The sequence below is a fragment of the Methylomonas sp. 2BW1-5-20 genome (assembly GCF_052474515.1).
Genome location: NZ_CP184127.1, coordinates 1,426,952 through 1,445,793 on the forward strand (window position 1 = coordinate 1,426,952; position 18,842 = coordinate 1,445,793).

An 18,842-nucleotide genomic window follows, 5' to 3' on the forward strand; every position below is an offset into this window, starting at 1 on the left:
ACTGCTACCCTTCGAACATCGTTTGATTCGGAGGGTGGCAATGCCCCAATACTTTTCCCGGTTGTTTGCCGGACAAAACGTCGATGAGATTCCGCAAGAATCCGGTTTTTGGCGCGACCGGGAATTAGTCTTATTCGGTAGCCCCGACGGCAACTCCGTTCAGGCGTTAACAGCATTAGTCTTCAAAGTCAGTAGAAATCCCAAAGATCTACAGGCGCATCTAAGGCGGATTTATTTTTGTTATGAACAGCGTTTGCCGGAGCAACTCTATGCGGCTCTATTAGATTTGGTGATTGTTCTGGCGGGCAAAGGTGCGTTATTAAGTCGCCGTATGCTACAAGCTAGCCGTTCGCGGCTAAATAGCGGGCAATTCCAGACATTGCAAAAAGTGACGGAATATGAGCAGCTAGGTAATCGTTATTCGCTGTTTAGCAGCGGTATTCTGGGTAGCCGCGAACTGGTCAGGTCTAAACGGCAAACGGAAACCCAACACGATTATCTGGCGTTAGCCAACGACTTTATCGAGTACAGCCAGCTAGAGCAGGCCATGGATGTGTTGGAAATCGGAATCGACCTGTATCCCGATCGTGCGGATTTACAGCTGGCCTTATTGGAGCTTTACAAATCCACCGAAAGCCGGGAGCGCTTTCAAGGCCAACGGCAACGATTCAGCGATGCTGGAATTGCGCTAGTAAACGAATGGTTGGTATTGGCACACTTTTTTGAAGGCCGGCTATCATGAACAAGGCGACTAAGACACCGTTTCGAATCGCTCTTCACGGCATGGATAGCCGTACCTGTAAAACCATGGAAATGTATCTGAAGGGGCCCTGTCGCGGGGTTGCCGTCGTGGTCGACGAGGTCGACGCCAATATCGATATGATCGATGCGGATCATCCAAAAGCCAGGGATATTCTGGATGCCAGAAAAGCAGCGGCGCCGAATCGACCGATAATTTTGCTGTCTTTGCAAAACCTGCAATTGGACAATACTTATTTCATTAAAAAGCCGGTCAACGTCGAACAAATGTTGGCGGTGCTAGACAAAATCAAGGCGGTTGCGCAGGCTCGTAAAGCCGACGCCGACACCACAAAAATGTCCCAGGTGCTATCTAAAACATCCGATGTGCCGGAACAGCCTAAAGTCGAATCGCCGAAAAAAATGGCCATGGAGGTTTATGTCAATAAGTCCAAGGCAACTAAAGCGGCCGCATCCTCAGCGCAGCACAAAGCAGGCAAACATCAATCGGCGATGCAGTTGAACGAAGGCGGCTTTACCGCATTTTTGGGAAACCTGAGTAATATCGATTTCGACGATGAAGCGCAATTATTAACCGCTTGTTACGACCCTAGGCAGTATTTTTTAGGCTATGTGATGTCGGCGTATAAAACCGCCAATTTACAGTCGCGCGTCCTGCAGCTTTGTTCGATTTGGAAGCCTTTGACGATTTTTCCGGAAAATCAGGAAGTTTGGGTGGATGCCGACGATAAGCAAACCCGTGCGTTCGCCGGGATGCCGTTGGGTAAGGGTTCGGTCAGCAATATGATGTTGACCGCTGTCGATATCGCAACAACGGTACAAAGGGCCGAGGATAAGTTTCAGGATATGAACGCCTTTGTTTGGAAATTGGCAATTTGGACATCCAAGGGTCGCTTTCCGATAGGCTTGGATATTCAACGCCCGGTTTTTTTGGACCGATGGCCCAATTTTACCCGGTTGGTCATCACGCCGGATGCCTTACGCATTGCCGCATTGTTGATTCAGGCACCGAGAATACCGCTAGAAGTTGCCAGCCTGTTACATGTCAAACCGCAGTACGTATTTGTATTCATCAGTGCTTGTCAAGCGATAGGCATATTGAAACAAAGCGAACGTCAAGTCGATACGGTAATTGCCGTGGAACAGACCAAGAAACCTAAAAACGAAGGTTTATTAAGCAAAATTCTTAACAAGTTGCGTGGCGCTTAGAAACGATAAGGAATCTCGATGAGTCAGTACAAAATAATTTTCACGGGCCCCGTGGGCGCCGGCAAAACCACTGCAATTAATGCCATAAGCGATGTGCCGCCGGTGAAAACCGATGCGGCAGCCAGCGATATGACTAAAAACCGTAAAGCATCGACGACGGTGGCGATGGATTATGGCGTGATGAATTTGGCGGGCGGCGAAAAAATTCATTTATACGGCACGCCCGGCCAGGAGCGCTTCGATTTCATGTGGGATATTTTGACTAACGGCGGTATCGGCTTAATTTTGTTACTAGACAATACTCGCGCGGATCCTTTTCAGGATATGCGTTTTTTTCTGGATGCCTTCGGCAAGTTTATCAACGATACCAGCGTTGCCATCGGGGTAACGCAAATGGATTTGAGTAGTACGCCTTCAATAGAAGATTACCACGCGCAATTGCAGGGATACGGTCTTAAGCCGCCGGTTTTTGCGGTGGATGCGCGGGAAAAGAACGATGTCTCGCTGCTGGTGCAAGCCTTGTTATATTCTCTGGACCCCGGCCTGGTGGGTTGAGTGCGATGGAAAGATTTACGTTAATCGATGGACTCTATTTATACCCTACGCCCGCTGGCGCTTATTACGCCATATCGTCCCCAGAATCGGACAAGCCGCGGCGGTTTTTAATTCGTCTGCTGCAGCAGGAGCAAACCCCCGAGTTGAACATCGAGCAATTGCAAAAATTGATGGAAATCGAAGACGAGGACAAAGCCATGCAGTTGCTGTTGTACTGTCAAAAGCTGGGTTGGGTGCAGGGTGTCGATAAACCTTTACTGGCCCCGCATACCGCGCTGGAGGAAATTTTACCCGATTTGTTAGCGGCAATATCCGAGAACGGCAAAGTGTTATTGGCCGACGATCAGGGTTTTTACTTGGCTTGTAGCGGCTTTGCCCATGAAGTCGCAGAAGAGCTGTCGGCGCTTAGCGCGGAGCTGGCGACCGTCCATAAACGCCGCTCCGGATTATTGATAAACAATATGGGCATATCCAGCCATGCTTGGGCCATCGTCGATCCTTTCGGTAACAGCCAAATCGGTTTTTGGCCGATGTTCGTCGGCAAGCACCGCTTCGTATTGGCGATAACCGGTGTCCCGCATTTCAATCAGGCGGAGTTTGTGACTTTGGCCTGGGCTTTGATTACCCGTTATTTAACAAAAGCCGCTGACGCTTCAAATTAAGCGCATCGCACCATCACCCATTATTTAAGAGGAATTAAATTATGAAAGCAGACATGCTGACGTCGGTTTTGACCGAGCTGAACGGTACTTCGGCGGATATAGAAGCATCCGGCGTGATTTCCACCGACGGTTTGATGATGGCATCGGTGTTGCCCGCAGGCATGGATGAGGACCGGGTAGGGGCTATGAGCGCTGCCATGTTGTCCTTGGGCGATAGAACCGCGCAGGAATTAAACCGCGGCAATTTGGAGCAGGTTCTGATCAAAGGTGCCAGGGGCTATGTGTTAATGACCTATGCCGGTAACGAAGCCGTGCTCACGGTGCTCGCCAAGCCCAACGCCAAACTCGGGCTAATCTTCCTTGACGTCAAGCGAGCGGCGGAGAGTATTTCCGAAATGTTGTAAACCCTAACCGGCAACCCGGAGCAAATCATGATCGTTGATATGAAACCCGAAGATATCGTTGGCGAGTACCAGGAAGCGACTCTTACCTATTGCAATGGCAAATCCCGAAAAGTGCTGTACACCGAGCTGGAAACCCCATATCCGGACGGCAAATTGATCGTTTCCACAACCACCCCGGATGGCATCATCAGTCATGTGAACCGGGCTTTTGTGGAGATGTCGGGTTATACCGAAGCCGAGTTACTTGGGGCGCCGCATTGCATACTCAGGCATCCGGACATGCCCGCGGCGGCTTTTAAAGACCTGTGGGATACGGTGCTACGCGGAGAAAAATGGCAAGGATTCGTCAAAAATTTACGCAAGGACGGCGGTTATTATTGGGTAAAAGCCACGGTAATTCCGAATGTGCGCGGCGGCAAGGTCGTTGGCTATACCTCGGTGCGCCGAAAACCTTCGCGCAGCAAAGTCGATGAATGCATCGCGCTGTATCCGACACTATTTTGATTGGGGAATATCATGTCTTTCATGTTTACAGTTAGCCCGGATTTTGCCCCGGACCGCCTTTCCGGCTGGTATATCTTCAATACTTGGCTACAAAAACAAAGCGCCGAGGCTATCCATCTGGAAATGTATAATCACTACCAGGATCTGCATCAGGCCATAGCGGCCGACAAGATCGATTTGATTTACGCCAATCCCTTCGATGCGGCGATGCTGGTCAGAGAAAAGGGTTTTTTGCCCTTGGTGCGCGCCAAGGGCGAATCGGACGAAGCGATCATTGCCGTCAATGCCGAAAGCGGTATCGACGATGTAGCCGACTTAAAGCCAAATACCCGCGTGGCATTTACCGACGATCCTGATGTGCGGCTGATGGGCATGATCATGCTGGAACCCGCCGATTTGCATGCCGGCAATATCGTCCCGCTGCTATCGGATAACCACGTCCTGGTCGCCAAACATCTGTTGAAAGGCGAGGCGGATGTCGGCATTATTCTGGCGGAGGCCTACGATAACCTTTCCAGTATGATCAAAAAACAACTACGGGTATTGGTGCGCAGTCAAATCAGTGTGATCTACCATTCTCTGATGATAGGTCCGAGATTGCAAAGCCGCCGCGACGATATGCAAAAAATATTGGTGGAAATGGATCAGGATGAAAAAGGTAGCGGTGTACTGAGTGCACTTGGCTTCAACGCTTGGCAACGGATCGAGGACGAAGAAATGGAGTTTATGATCGATTTAATGGATACCTTAAATACCTGAGATGCTGCGGTCGTAGCGGAGTCAAACCAGATGAATCAATCGACGGTAATCGATTTTTTGCGGCATGGCGAGGCCCGCGGCGGTTCTTACTACAGGGGTACTACCGACGATCCTCTCACGGAACGCGGCTGGCATCAGATGTACCGGCAATGCGGGGAAGGGCAGTGGGATGCGGTGATCAGTTCGCCGCTGCGGCGCTGCCGATCTTTTGCTGCTGTCTGGTGCGAACAACAGCAATTGCAACTATCGATTGAACCGGCGTGGAGCGAAATTGATTTCGGGGATTGGGAAGGCCAATCCGCCGAACAGATTTCAAGTCAGTGGCCCGATGCGCTGATGGCGTTTTATCAAGATCCCGAGAATTTTTCACCACCGAACGCCGAAAGTTATTCACGGTTTGCGGATCGCGTGCGGCAAGGATGGGAAAATTTATTGGCTGCCCATGCCGGGCAGAGGGTGCTGGTGGTTACCCACGCCGGCGTCATTAGGGCGTTATTCGCCGAAGTCTTCGATATGCCCGTCGCCAAAACTTTTCATATCGATTTGCCACATGCCTGTTTAACCCGTTTTACCAGTTTCGACGACGGCGATAGCCGCTTCGTCCAGCTCAACTTTCACAAGCCGGGTTGATTCTTCTATACTTGCCCCACACTTGATTTTGGCGCGGCGACTTTGACGAATCGATTCCTACCTATCCATTTGGGCGCGCCGGGCGAAGAGATCAGCAAAAAGGATCTGTATGCGGTAGCGCAACGTTTCAAGCACTTCAATCAGTTGCGTCTGCAACATGTGCAGGGTTTTCTGCAACCGCGCCAGCAAGACTTCTTAAAGCTCCTGCCTTTACTGTTTCATCAAAACCACCCCTTGTTACCCGGCTTCGTGTCGCTGGAAGGCCCCGCCGGCATCCCCGATTACACGCCTAATAAGCAAACAACCGATGTCGCCAAGCAGTTTTCCAAGGGCTTTGTTTATAAACGCAAGGCGCTGAGGCACTATCCGATTCAAGCTGTCTTTCTAATGGGTAGCGTTGGCAGTATGGCATTTTCGAAAGATAGCGATATCGATATTTGGCTTTGCCATTCGCCGGCATTAGCTGCCGACGAGTTGAACGAATTGCGGCAAAAAGCGCGAGAAATTGAGAAATGGGCCGCATCTTTAAAAATCGAGGCGCATTTTTTTCTGGTCGATGCCGAGCAATTTTCGCGCGGTGAAAATACGCCTATCTCCAAGGAAAGCAGTGGCGAGACGCAACATTATTTATTGTTGGAAGAGTTTTACCGCACCTCGATTTATATCGCCGGTCGGGTACCGGTTTGGTGGTTGGTGCCCCCGCAACAAGAAAGAAACTATAAGCAGTATGTTGCGCATTTACTGGAAAACCGGTTTGTCTCGGAAGCGGATGTGATCGATTTCGGCGGCTTACAAGATATGCCAATGGCTGAATTCGTCAGTGCCACGCTATGGCATATATACAAGTCGCTAACATCGCCGCATAAATCTTTATTGAAGCTGCTGCTGATGGAAAGTTATGCCAGCGAGTTTCCCAACCCGCAATGGTTATGCTTGTCATTGAAGCAAGCAGTTTATGCGGGCGATTTTAGCGTCGATAGCCTGGATCCTTACTTACTGATGTATCGCAAAGTGGACGACTATCTGCGGCAAGCGCATTCCAGGCGGCGATTGAGCCTGATTCGGGAATGTTTTTACATGAAGATCATGGCTGCTTCCGGAACTCTCACGGAGAATCGCATACGTTTACAGCGCGAAGATTATCTGCACAGTGTAGCCAGTCAATGGCAATGGCCGGACGATTTATTGGACAATCTCGCCAGCCAAAAATTTTGGGATATAAAAAAAGCCAGCACCGAGCATGTGGTGATTCGCGATCAGCTGCAACAGTGTCTGCGGATGATTTTGCAGTTTTCCGGTTTACCGCTGGATCAGGCTCAGCGTGAGAATAAAGACTTGAGGCTGATCGGTCGTAAATTACGCGCGGCGCTGGATCTGCGGCCGGACAAAATTGAAGTGTTAACCACTCGCGGCACAGTACATGCCAAACCGGACCTTTTGTTCGTTGTCGAAGTAATCTCCGACGACGCATTGCCTAGCTGGTGTTTATATATCGATAGAATTGCTGCGCAAAACGCCTCGCCGGAAACGGCGATTAAATTCGGCGAGAGCTTGCTCGAAGTCTTATGTTGGGCGGTAGTCAACGGACTGTACAAAAAATCGCTTAACCTACAGTTAGTCACATCGAGTCTTAAAATAAGCACTAACGAGCTATATCAATTATTCAACGAATTGAATGCCTTTTTAAACCGGCACTTAGCGGGGAGGGAGAACGATCTGGAGGTCTACGGCGAGCCTAATCGCATCTCGTCCTCGCTGTTATTGATCAATCTCGGCGAAAGTTTGGCTATCGACTCGAATAATCTGCAACTGGTAATGAGTGAGCGCTCGGACCCGTTAAGTTACGGCGATAGCCGGCAGTGTTTCGTGCAGAGTGTCCAACGCTTGTCCGTGTCCAGTTGGGGCGAAGCCAGTTTGCAGCGTTATCTTGGTGTAGAAGGTATTTTTAACTGCCTCGTCGATGTATTCAACAATAGTGTCTCGCCCATATCGGCCGATAAATTGCAGGTCTTGTGTTACAACCAGGTCCGCGGCAGAAGCATCGTGTTGCGTATCGAAGCCTTGGTCGGCAATTTGTTAAAGTTTTTTGCATCCGGCTGCGACGGCTCGCAGCGCTATATCGTAGCCGCTGAGAGCGGTTATTGTCTGTTCCAGCTCAGAAACGGCAGCTTGGGGTATTACCGACTGGATACCCATAACCAACTTTTGCAAGAATTGGCCAAACCTAATTCGTGCTTTTCCGCGGTTTTTTTTGATGCCTATGTACTGGATCAAACCTATATCCCTTCTTTATACATTCACAACGCCGCGGATGTGATTCAGGTGTTCTATCACGCTACCAGCAAACACGTCGGGGTTTATGTGTTAGATGAAAAAGGCGCACTGTTTGTCCACCAGCATACCAATGCTAATGCAGAACACGTCGTTACCCATTATTCGGTATTCCTGGAGACTTTGCTGGCGCGCGGCCAATTAGCGGATGGACTAAGTGTCAAGTTTTACGAGATTCAACGAAATTCAGCGGGAGTGCTGTCCTGTCAGCTCATTCCCGTCAAACTGGCCGGCAGTGTGATGGATTTGCGGGTACGTATAGCCAGCGAAGAGGCTGGTACGCTGGCGGTATATTGCAACGAAGAGAAGTTTTCCGTCGCTAACCCCGACAGCGTCAAACAAATACGAACGCATATTCTAGGTTATCGGAAAAACCACGACGATTATCCGTTTCATATCACCGAAATCGACGTGCCCTGCCGGATCCTGGGCACGGAGCATTTCGAGCAATTGCAGACCGTGCATTTTCTGAATTACAAACAAAAGATAGAAGATAAGTTGAATCTTTAATATTCCGCTGGCGGCCGATGTTCGGCGCATGGGAACGTGTAAAAATCTATATATCTGCGCCCATGGCAAGGAATTGCAACAATTATCGGTTTTTGGCGCGGAAAATATAAAAGCAATCAATTAAGGGCGTTTGCCCACATAAATCAACTGTAGGACACTTCTAAGCAAGCGCCGACTGAACTAGGCGTTGGCAATTTTTTGCGGCTTTGCTGCATCCCGCCACTGACACATCATCTGCCCGATTTTGTTAATTGAACTAGACTTGCCGATATACCCAATAAATGACGATAGAGTCATTGCAGGCAATGTTTTAGTCAAAACGACATACTGAATATAGCCATGGGACGATGGTGAAATGAATTTACTGAATTGCTAATAGTGCTGATCAAGAAGCCATTATGAAAAAATATATAGCCGGATTTTTTTTATTCACGGGCCATATCTGCCTATTGCGGGCCGCATCTCAGGATCCTCTCGAACTTAATGTGGAGGATTTGCTGAATGTCGAAGTCACGTCGGTTTCGAAGAAAGCTCAAGCCCTAAACGATTCCGCGGCGGCGATATTTGTTATTTCCCACGACGACATTAAGCGTACAGGCGCTACCAGTATTCCAGAAGCGCTGCGGATGGCGCCGGGTTTGGACGTGGCAAGAATAGACTCGAATAAATGGGCGGTGAGCGCGCGCGGCTTTAACAGTCGATTTGCCAATAAATTGTTGGTATTAATCGATGGCCGCAATACCTATACCCGTTCTTTTTCCGGCGTTTATTGGGAAAACCAGGATGTGATGCTGGAAGACGTGGAAAGAATAGAGGTTATCAGAGGGCCGGGAGCCACGCTTTGGGGGGCTAACGCGGTTAATGGCGTTATCAACATCATTACCAAGCATTCTTCAAAAACGGCGGGCGGCTTGCTGACGGGCGGTGGCGGCAGCGAGGAACAAGGCTTTGGTGCTTTACGTTACGGCGCGCAATTGGGTGAAGATACCACCGGCCGCGCTTATGTGAAAGGCTTTAAACGCAACCAAAACACAAATGCACTGGGCGCGGGTGCCGGCGACGATTGGGACAAGGCGCAAGGCGGCTTTAGAATAGATTCCAATTTGACCTTAAAAGACGAACTAAAGCTACAAGGCGATTTGTATCACAGCCACCTTAATCAAACGGTAACGATTCCGCAGATCTCGGCGCCTTATGCCGATACTTTTCGCGACAAAGCGGAAACCTATGGCGGTAATATTCTAGGCCGCTGGCAACATACCGTTTCAACCAGCTCGGATTATTCCCTGCAACTTTATTACGATTACTACCGGCGCAACGAGGCTTGGTTCAGCGAGGGCAGGAATACGCTGGATTTGGATTTTCAGCACCGGTTTAGTTTGCTTGATAACAATGAAGTTATCTGGGGATTCGGTTATCAGTACACCCATGACGATACCCGCGCGGGTAGATTATTAAGCCTAAACCCCGCCAGTCGTAACGATCAATTATTCAGCGCGTTCGCGCAGGATGAAATGGAATTGATCGAACAAATGTTGTGGCTGACCTTGGGTACCAAACTGGAACATAACGACTACAGCGGATTCGAGGGGCAGCCTACCGCGCGTTTAATGTGGACGCCGCATTCTCAACATCGAATATGGGGCGCTGTGTCAAGGGCAGTGCGCACGCCGTCTCGCGCCGAGCATAACATGACCCTGTTGCAAACCGTGGTGCCGCCGTCCGGTTTGAACCCGTTCCCGACCGAGGTGAATTTACAAGGCACCCGTAATTTCCGCACCGAAGATGTGATTGCTTACGAATTGGGTTATAGAACGACATTTATAAAATCCCTCTCGATCGATATTACCGGATTCTATAACGACTACAATAATTTACGTAACCCAATCCAGGCTGCTTATTACTTCGATCCCACGCGATTCGTTGTGGTACAACCGCTCCCGTTGGGAAACAACTACAAAGCCAAGACTTACGGCTTTGAGGCGGCTACCGTTTGGCAGATGCTGGATTGGTGGCGTTGGGATGCCAGTTACAGTTTGCTGAAAACCGATCTGCAAGATACATCCCCTCCATTCGGCGTCAGTCCGCAACAGCGGGTAAGCTTGCGCAGCGCATTATCGGTGAGTAAGGACCTGGATTTTGATTTGTGGTTTAAGTACGTTGACAACAATACCAGTGTGACAATTTACGGTATGAACCATATTAAGAATTACGTGACGATGGATGCTCGCCTAGCGTGGCGACCGGTTCGTGAAGTGGAGCTGTCGTTAGTAGGACAGAATTTATTTACATCGAGTCATCTAGAATACCAACAAGAAAATATGATTATGCCAACTTTAATTGATCGCGGCATGTACGGTAAAGTCAGTTGGAGTTTTTGATTTATATCGATTGGCAGGCAACCATAAACCTTGGCTTTCGCTAAATGGTCTTTCCGATTGTTTTTGTTGACCAGTCCGATAATTAGTTTGAATGCTAAGTTGCCGCACTAATAACATGGAAAAGTTAATTCGATATTTAGCGGTTTCGGCATGTTTAGTGACGTCGCCGGTAGCGAACCCGGCACCGCAGGCAATGGAGCAATATACGGTGTTGGCGGCGTTAACCTTGAATTTTGCCCGATTCACGCAATGGCCGGAGCAGGCATTTACCGAATCCGGCGACTCGCTAAATGTATGTCTGGTCGGTGATAATCTGGTACAGCAATCTTTTGAGTCTATCAATGGTAAAAGTGTTGGAGAGAGGACGATTAAAATAATCTACGCCGATCGGTTGCGTAATTTAACGCAATGTCATGTGTTATTTATTAGCGAACTGGCAAAGAATTTGGTTTTACAAGTTTTTATGGACATTAAGTCTCACCCGGTTTTGACGATGGGAGAGGACGAAGAGTTCATGGATGCCGGCGGTATGGTAGGCATGATCAATAAGGACGGTAAGATTCAACTATATGTTAATTTGACGGCTGCGAAAGCGGCACGGTTGAATATTAGCTCGAATCTACTGCGACTTGCGAAAATAGTCGGCGAAAATTAGACGAGATGAGCGAATATGTTTAAATGGTTTAATAATGCGCCAATTAAAATTAAATTGGTATATATATTAACGTTTACCGCTATGCTGACTTTGTTTCTGGCAACGGCAGCAATTATTGTTAATGAATATTTTGCAAAGAAAAAAGAGACGGAACAGCAATTAGTTTTAATTGCCGATATTATTGCATCTAATATTTCAGCGGCCTTGGTGTTTGAAGATGTGGCCGCCGCCAGCTCCATGCTCGCTAGTATGCAAACCCGTGGTAGTATTTTAAATGCCGAGCTATATAACAAGAATGGTATATTATTTGCCGATTATCATGGACGAAATGCCGGTGGCGAAAATTGGACAGCGTCTAAAGTATTGGCTATTTTGGAAGATCCGCATAAAGCTGACTTTACCGAAAACCCACTCAGAATATTCAGCTATGCCTTAAACCGATTATTTCTTGATAATAAAGTTCCAATTAGCCAGGCCGGCATCAGAGATATATTCGAGTACGATACGCAAAATAATTTGCATCTTGTTCGTCCTATTTATTTGGATCGGGATGTTGTCGGTATTTTGCATTTAGTGGATGATCAAAGTGGTTTATATGCCATTTTAAAAACCTTTTATTCGATTATGGGTTTGATTGTGGTGTTTACCATGATCTTGATCGGCATTTTAACGACTAAATTGCAGCAGATTTTCCTGGCGCCCTTACTTAAGCTCATGGACGCGATGCAATCGGTGGGCCATGAGAAGAGTTTTTCGCATCGTATCAACAAAACCAGTAACGATGAATTCGGCGATCTGGCCGATGTGTACAATGCCATGCTTGCCGAAATCCAATTTCGCGACGATCAACTGGCCATGCATCGCAATTCCTTGGAGCAACAAGTAATCGACCGCACCCAGCAATTGGAAGAAAAAAATCAAGAGCTTAGTAAAAGTATTGCCGAAGCGCTTACCGCAAAAGAACAAGCTGAACAGGCCAGCAAAGCCAAATCGCAGTTTCTGGCGACAATGAGCCATGAGATCAGAACACCAATGAACGGCGTCCTGGGTATGACAGAGTTGTTAATGTCTTCCGGGTTAAATGAGCGGCAAACCCGTTTTGCCGAAACTTCCTACCGTTCCGCCAATTCTTTGTTGGGCATTATCAATAACATTCTGGATTTTTCTAAAATCGAGGCCGGCAAATTGCAGCTGATCGTGCAGGAATTCGATCTGCGGCGTCTACTGGAAGAGACGGTGGAAATGATGGCGGAACAAGCCCACCGAAAAGGCTTGGAGTTAATTCTGAACATTCCGCATCAATTAAATTTCATTGTGCAGGGCGATGCGGAAAGATTGCGGCAAGTACTGCTCAATTTATTGAGTAACGCGATCAAATTCACCGAGCAAGGCGATGTACAGCTCAAAGTAACTAACACGAACAATTCGGCGCACGAAAGTGTGGAATTGTTGTTCGAAGTGATAGACACCGGCATCGGCGTAGCCAATGATAGGCAAGCCGAAATTTTCGATAGTTTTACCCAATCGGACGGCAGTATCACCCGTCGTTATGGCGGTACCGGTTTGGGTTTGACCATATCGAAGCAATTGGTGGAATTGATGGGCGGCGAATTAACGCTTGATAGTAAAACCGGTAGCGGCTCCCGGTTTTATTTCACTCTGGGTTTCGACTTGGGGATTCAGGTTGAGATAGAACGAGCAGATACCAGCGCATTGGAAGGTTTGAATATTCTGGTGGTCGACGATAATGCCACCAATCGCGAAATACTTTTCGACCAGTTGACGCTTTGGGGCGCACACGTGACGACTGTCGATAGTGGACCGAGAGCCCTGAAAATATTGGTGGAAGCGGCCAACCTGAATAACCTGTTTCAAGTGGCATTGCTGGATTGGCACTTACCGATTATGGATGGTTTGTCCCTGGCTAAAGCCATTCAACGCGACCGGCGCATTCCCAAGCTGGCATTAATCATGCTGAGTTCCGAAAACGTCAACGTCAAAGCCGGACTGAGTCACGAATACGGCATCAGTTTCTATCTTAACAAACCGGTTTTTCAAAACCGCTTGCTGAATTGCTTGCTGGAAATCGCCACCTTTAAAGCCGCAACGCCTATGCCGTCGGCCGATCCGCAACCGGAACTGAATAAGTTTTACGGACATGTTTTGGTTGCCGAGGATAATCTGGTAAATCAAGAAGTGGTGAAAAGCTTTTTAGAAAATATGGGCTGCAGTACCGTTGTGGTGAAAGACGGCGGAGAGGCTTTGCAAGCGGCCTGTCAGGGGAGTTACGACCTGATTTTAATGGATTGCCATATGCCGGTAATGGACGGATTTTCGGCAACGGCTAAAATTCGCGAACATGAACGTACATCCGGCACCGACAGAACCCCGATTATCGCCTTGACGGCGGATGTGCAAAAAGGCATCCACGATCAATGTCAGGCCGCCGGCATGGATAGCTATTTGAGTAAGCCGTTCAGTAAGGAACAATTGCGCATCCTATTAAGCAATTGGTTACCCATCCCATCCGAAAATATAGCCCCGGCCTTACCGCCTACAGCGGACAAGATAGCAGAGGAGGATGCTATAGATGACGGCCCCATCCATCTTGCGGACTTGGAGCAATTGCGGGAAATTACCGATGCCGACGGGGTGAGTTTACTAACCAAGGCTATCGATTTGTACTTGAAAACCGCGCCGGAAACCGCGGAAAAACTGAAGCAAGCCTTGGCGGACGGCAAGCCGGACCTCGTAGCCGGTATGGCGCATACACTTAAGTCGTCAAGCGCCAATCTGGGTGCGAAAGCGTTGGCGAAGACCTGTCTTGCAATGGAGCAGGCAGGGCGGAAGGCCGCGCTCGACGATATTCAGTTGTTACGCGAAGCTTTCGACATTCAGTTACAACAGGCGCTTGATACCCTGCATGCCATTGCCGCCCAGTCGATACCGTCCACACCGCAAATATCTGCCCAAGCAAGCAAATCCGGCGCGCCGATAAAACCCTTGCGTTTGTTATTGGTCGATGACGATCCTAATTTCCGATTGATCACAGGCGAACAACTGAGAGCATCCGGGTTTCAGGTCGATGAAGCCGACAGCGGCGAAGCGGCTCTGAGGTATTTGGATTCGACCATTCCCGACCTGGTGATCTTAGACGCGATTATGCCGGGCATAGACGGTTTCGAAACCTGCCGGCGCATGTCCGCCAAGCCGGAATTGACCGATATCCCTATCATCATGTCCACCGGTTTGGAGGATATCGAGTCGATCAACCGCGCGTTTAAGGTCGGCGCTACCGATTTCATAATCAAACCGCTAAACCACATCGTGCTGGTTCATCATATTCGGTTTTTGCTGCGCTCCAGTCACGATACCGCCGAATTACGTAACAGCAAGCAACAATTGTCCGCCGCGCAACGTATCGCGGGTTTGGGATATTGGACTTGGGATCCGCGGCAAAACAAGTTCGAAATATCACCGTACTTAGCCGAAATTTGCTTGGTACCGCCAGCCTACTTTAATGGTGAACTGCACAATTATCTGGATTTGATCGATCGGGCCGACCGCGAAATCGTGCAAAGCCTGATAGAAGCCGTCGCCCAAGGCGAAAAAGTGGAATGTGTGGAATATAGGCTGCGTCCCGACCTGGATCAGGCAATCAATGTGCGCCAGGATACCGCATTGATCAGTAGCGGGTTGCAGACCTTTGTTACTGGTACGGTGCAGGACATATCCAAGCAAAAACAATCGGAACGGATGATCCACCATCTGGCGTTTTTCGACGAGCTGACGGGCTTGGCCAGCCGTGTGCATTATCACAAACGTATTCAACAAACCATAAAATCGGCTGCGCGCAGCAAACAGGAATTCGCGTTTTTGTTTTTGGATCTGGATGAATTTAAATACGTCAACGACAGCTTCGGTCACAATATCGGCGACCAGTTTTTAAAAGCGATAGCCCAGCGTATTCAAAGCGTCGTGCGCGAAGAGGATTTCGCCGCCAGACTGGGTGGAGACGAATTTTGTATTATCGCCAGCAGCATCACCGACGAATTTCAAGCCATGGATATTGCCGAGCGCTGTCTGCAGGAAATCAATCGGCCTTTAATTCTCGACACCTATCATTTAAAACCGCGGGTGAGTATCGGCATAGCCATTTATCCGAAAGACGGCGACAACGAACACGATTTGATGAAAGCCGCCGATACCGCCATGTATTCAGCCAAAAGCGCCGGCAAACAGCGCTATGCGTATTACCGCCCGGAAATGACCGGCTTGGCCATTAAGCGGCTACAAGACGAACAAACCTTGCGGGATGCATTGGAACATCAACAGTTCGAACTGTATTACCAGCCGCAAGTCAGTATGTTGGACGGTGGGCTGGTAGGAATAGAGACCTTACTGCGCTGGCAACACCCGGTGCGAGGTTTGATCGGCCCCGGCGAATTTATCCCTCTGGCTGAGGCGCTGGGTCTGATCGGCAAAATTAGCGACTGGGCGCTTCGTCAGGCTTGCCGGCAAATGATGTCTTGGCAGGCACAGGGATTGCCGTTGAAGACAGTGGCGGTAAACATCTCGGCAACCTATTTTCGCGATCCGCAATTGATCAGTACCGTGGCGGAGATACTAAAACAAACGCAATTGCCGGCGGAATATTTGCAACTCGAGGTGACGGAGAGCGCGATGCAAACGCCGGTGGATATGGATATATTTAAGAGGCTGAAATCGATGGGGCTACAAATCGCGATCGATGACTTCGGCACCGGTTATTCGTGTTTAGCATCATTGAAAGACATGCCGGTGGATTGTCTGAAAATCGACCGTGTTTTCGTGCAAGACGTGTTGTTCAATCCGCAGACTCCCATTTTGTTGGGCACGATTATCGGCATGGCCAATGCGATGAATTTCTCGCTGATTGCCGAGGGTGTGGAAACGATAGATCAGGCCATGGTGATGAGCGGCTTGGGGTGCGAAATCGTTCAAGGTTATTTATTCAGCCCGCCGCTTACCGCGAGCGAACTGCCGCCTTTGTTTTACAAAGATTTTCGGCTGGAGTTTATTCAATCAAACCAAGCTTATAACGACAGGCAAAGAATCGAGCATGACTGATCTTGAACTACCGGAACGGTTTTTGGATATAAAACGGTTGCCATCGTTGCCACACGATGTCCATCAAGTGGTCAAAGCTTTGTCCAGCGACGATTTGGACTATGCCCAATTAGCCAAAATTTTGGAGGGACATGCCACGATATCCTCGCGTTTAATTGCGTTGGCGAATTCGGCATGGTTTAACAACTCCAGCGAACCGGTGACTTCGCTGGAACGAACCTGCTTAAAACTGGGCTTGAATGTGGTGCGCGGCGTCGGTATCGGCTTGGCGGTGATGAAGCCGTTTAACGTGCGGAGCTGTCCGGGATTCGATATCAAGCGTTATTGGGTCAGCAGCATGCTGGTAGCTCATGGTGCGCGCGCACTGGCCGAGGAATTAGGCGGTAAGGATCAATTCGCCCAAACTGTGCATACCGGCGGCATCCTACATAACATCGGTTTGCTTTGCATGGCGGACATCATGCCGGAAGAAACGCATAGGGCTTTACGTTTCAAACGGGCCAATCCGGAAGCGGACTTGAATCAGGCCTTACGCAAGGTGCTGCAAACCGATTATTGCGAAGTCGGTGCTCATCTGGCAGGGGCTTGGGGCATACCCGAGGCGCTGGTTACCGTGATTCGGCATCACCGCAGCCTAGTTTACAGCGGGCAGTATTGGCAGCAAGCGGCGGTAGTTGGTGCTGCCGCGCAAATGGTGGGCTGTTTGTTCGATAACCAAACTGTATGGCCCGTCGGCCTACTGGAGAAACTGGCGGTCAATCAGGCCAGTCAGGCCGCGACATTTGTCGATCTGCAGAACCAGTTGCTGAAGACTCAGGAATTAGCCAAAGTGCTGTTTCGGTAGTCGTTTTTAATGTTATTTAAGTCGTTTTATGCGGCTTAACCTGCCGTATATTACTTGAACCGCTTTGTTTAATACAGGTTTCAATAGCGCCGCAATTCGTTGTATCAGCGTTATTCCACGGCTCCGTATCGTTATCGCGGATTGTTTCAAGTCTATTTCCCGGTCGGGGATGAATCCGTGCCGGTACAGCCAATGCAGCAAACCGCTCGCAAAGAGCAGGGCAGGCATAGAGCCTACAAAAAACCACAACAAACGTCCGCCGTTGCCAAAAGCTTCGCCGGTATGTAGCGGCCAGAGCCAGGTGGTAAAGGTTTGTCCGGGCGAAAATTTGCTTGGGTTTTGCACATCGCGAATTTGCCCGCTCCACCGATCAACCCATACTGTAGTAAACGGGTGGTGCTGATTGATCTCGTGGCGTTGGCGCAGATTGATTCGATAGGTGCCCAGTTCTCCGGCCGGCGTGGTAATGCGCCGGACTTCCGAACTCGGAAACGGGCCGCGCGCCACCAAGACCGCCTCGCTGAGGGTGACCGGCCGGTCGTTGGGGATAGCGGTACTGCGCACATTTGGTCCGGCATCGCCATGACCCATGCCGGACGCGGCGGTCAGGTTTTCCAGTAGAGTGGGGTAAGCCAGATGAAAGCCGGTAAAGGCCAGCAGAAGTAATAGGCCTGAACTCGCAAAACCGAGCAATCGGTGCAAATCGAACAGCAGTGTCATCAAACCGGTATCGTGACGCACGCTAAAGGCAATACCTAGGCGACGCCAACCGGGCCACCACAAATACAAACCACTGATGACGGACAACAGCAATAGGCCGCCCAGCGCCGCCACGCAATGACGACCGAAACCATCCTGCAGCAATTGAGTGTGCAAGTCCAGCACCCAGGTGCCTAGTGTCTGCCCCCAAAAACGGCTATCGACCACTTGGCCGGTGTATGGATTAACCGACACCATCAATGGCGCGTAGAAAGCGTCAACGCTTTCCTTAGGTTTTTCAAACCAGGCGGTGATCACGCCGTCGGCGGCTCGGGGCAGCTCCAAGGTCCAGGAGCCATGCCGATCGGGATTGGCCGTGCGCACCGCGGCTATAATTTTATCCAACGATAACAATTGAGCTTGCGGGGCGTCGACGCGCAATTGCGGGTTGAACAGGCTATCCAATTCTTCGCGGTAAATACTTAAACTGCCGGTCAGGCCAATCAGCGCAAATAATAGGCCCAGGCTTAGCGCCAGATAAATATGACAAAGCCGCCACCACTTGCGGGCATTAACCACGAAACGCGGGCGAACGATTAAAGGATATTGAGTTTCAGACATGCGTGGCAAGGGTTTGGGTTTTGTAGTATCGACACATAGTGGCGGCCAACTATGCGGCATCGCCGCCGTATTTGTCGTTTGATTACATTTTCAAAGACCGCAGCCGGCTATTTTGCAGGATTAGTTCGATAACAACCAGTCGGGTTCGTGTTTGGTAACAAGAACAACTCTTAAAATTCGGCTAGACTTGCGGCAATCCGTTCTTGCCGC

General features: G+C 49.5%; 14 protein-coding genes. 13 read left to right on the forward strand and 1 reads right to left on the reverse strand.

Annotated features, from left to right (window positions below; genetic code table 11):
• Window positions 1-40 precede the first annotated feature (40 nt).
• The 13 genes from ACH50O_RS06530 to ACH50O_RS06590 all read left to right on the forward strand — a co-directional run bounded on the left by ACH50O_RS06530 (window position 41) and on the right by ACH50O_RS06590 (window position 17,312).
• Entirely contained in the window at window positions 41-742 is a 702-nt protein-coding gene (locus ACH50O_RS06530) for a type IV pilus assembly protein FimV (RefSeq protein WP_446811215.1), read from the forward strand.
• Complete coding sequence (locus ACH50O_RS06535) at window positions 739-1,968, forward strand: hypothetical protein (protein ID WP_446811216.1); 1,230 nt, start codon at window positions 739-741, stop codon at window positions 1,966-1,968. Before ACH50O_RS06530 ends, ACH50O_RS06535 begins: the two co-directional genes overlap by 4 nt.
• Window positions 1,969-1,986: 18 nt before the next feature.
• Window positions 1,987-2,523 carry a GTP-binding protein gene (locus tag ACH50O_RS06540; RefSeq protein WP_446811217.1) on the forward strand — a complete coding sequence of 179 codons (537 nt, stop codon included), beginning with the start codon at window positions 1,987-1,989 and terminating at the stop codon, window positions 2,521-2,523.
• 5 nt (window positions 2,524-2,528) lie between these two features.
• Window positions 2,529-3,185, forward strand: coding sequence for a hypothetical protein (locus ACH50O_RS06545; protein WP_446811218.1), 657 nt, complete (start codon window positions 2,529-2,531; stop codon window positions 3,183-3,185).
• 41 nt (window positions 3,186-3,226) lie between these two features.
• Entirely contained in the window at window positions 3,227-3,589 is a 363-nt protein-coding gene (locus tag ACH50O_RS06550; protein WP_020481940.1) for a roadblock/LC7 domain-containing protein, read from the forward strand.
• A gap of 27 nt (window positions 3,590-3,616) precedes the next feature.
• Window positions 3,617-4,093 (forward strand): PAS domain-containing protein, encoded by a 477-nt coding sequence (locus ACH50O_RS06555; RefSeq protein ID WP_446811219.1) that lies wholly within the window; start codon window positions 3,617-3,619, stop codon window positions 4,091-4,093.
• Window positions 4,094-4,105: 12 nt separating this feature from the next.
• The gene (locus ACH50O_RS06560) at window positions 4,106-4,852 is read left to right on the forward strand and encodes a phosphate/phosphite/phosphonate ABC transporter substrate-binding protein (RefSeq protein ID WP_446811220.1); all 747 of its coding nucleotides are present in this window, start codon (window positions 4,106-4,108) and stop codon (window positions 4,850-4,852) included.
• 30 nt (window positions 4,853-4,882) lie between these two features.
• Window positions 4,883-5,482 carry a histidine phosphatase family protein gene (locus ACH50O_RS06565; RefSeq protein ID WP_446811221.1) on the forward strand — a complete coding sequence of 200 codons (600 nt, stop codon included), beginning with the start codon at window positions 4,883-4,885 and terminating at the stop codon, window positions 5,480-5,482.
• Between the two features lie 42 nt (window positions 5,483-5,524).
• Entirely contained in the window at window positions 5,525-8,323 is a 2,799-nt protein-coding gene (locus tag ACH50O_RS06570) for a class I adenylate cyclase (RefSeq protein WP_446811222.1), read from the forward strand.
• Window positions 8,324-8,721: 398 nt separating this feature from the next.
• Complete coding sequence (locus ACH50O_RS06575; protein WP_446811223.1) at window positions 8,722-10,704, forward strand: TonB-dependent receptor plug domain-containing protein; 1,983 nt, start codon at window positions 8,722-8,724, stop codon at window positions 10,702-10,704.
• A gap of 115 nt (window positions 10,705-10,819) precedes the next feature.
• Window positions 10,820-11,359, forward strand: coding sequence for a YfiR family protein (locus ACH50O_RS06580; protein ID WP_446811224.1), 540 nt, complete (start codon window positions 10,820-10,822; stop codon window positions 11,357-11,359).
• Between the two features lie 81 nt (window positions 11,360-11,440).
• Window positions 11,441-16,468 (forward strand): EAL domain-containing protein, encoded by a 5,028-nt coding sequence (locus tag ACH50O_RS06585; protein WP_446811225.1) that lies wholly within the window; start codon window positions 11,441-11,443, stop codon window positions 16,466-16,468.
• Entirely contained in the window at window positions 16,461-17,312 is an 852-nt protein-coding gene (locus ACH50O_RS06590) for an HDOD domain-containing protein (RefSeq protein WP_446811226.1), read from the forward strand. Before ACH50O_RS06585 ends, ACH50O_RS06590 begins: the two co-directional genes overlap by 8 nt.
• A gap of 12 nt (window positions 17,313-17,324) precedes the next feature.
• Here ACH50O_RS06590 and ACH50O_RS06595 read toward each other — a convergent pair whose 3' ends face one another.
• Window positions 17,325-18,632, reverse strand: a complete 1,308-nt coding sequence (locus ACH50O_RS06595; protein ID WP_446811227.1) for a PepSY-associated TM helix domain-containing protein — start codon at window positions 18,630-18,632, stop codon at window positions 17,325-17,327.
• Between the last annotated feature and the right edge of the window lie 210 nt (window positions 18,633-18,842).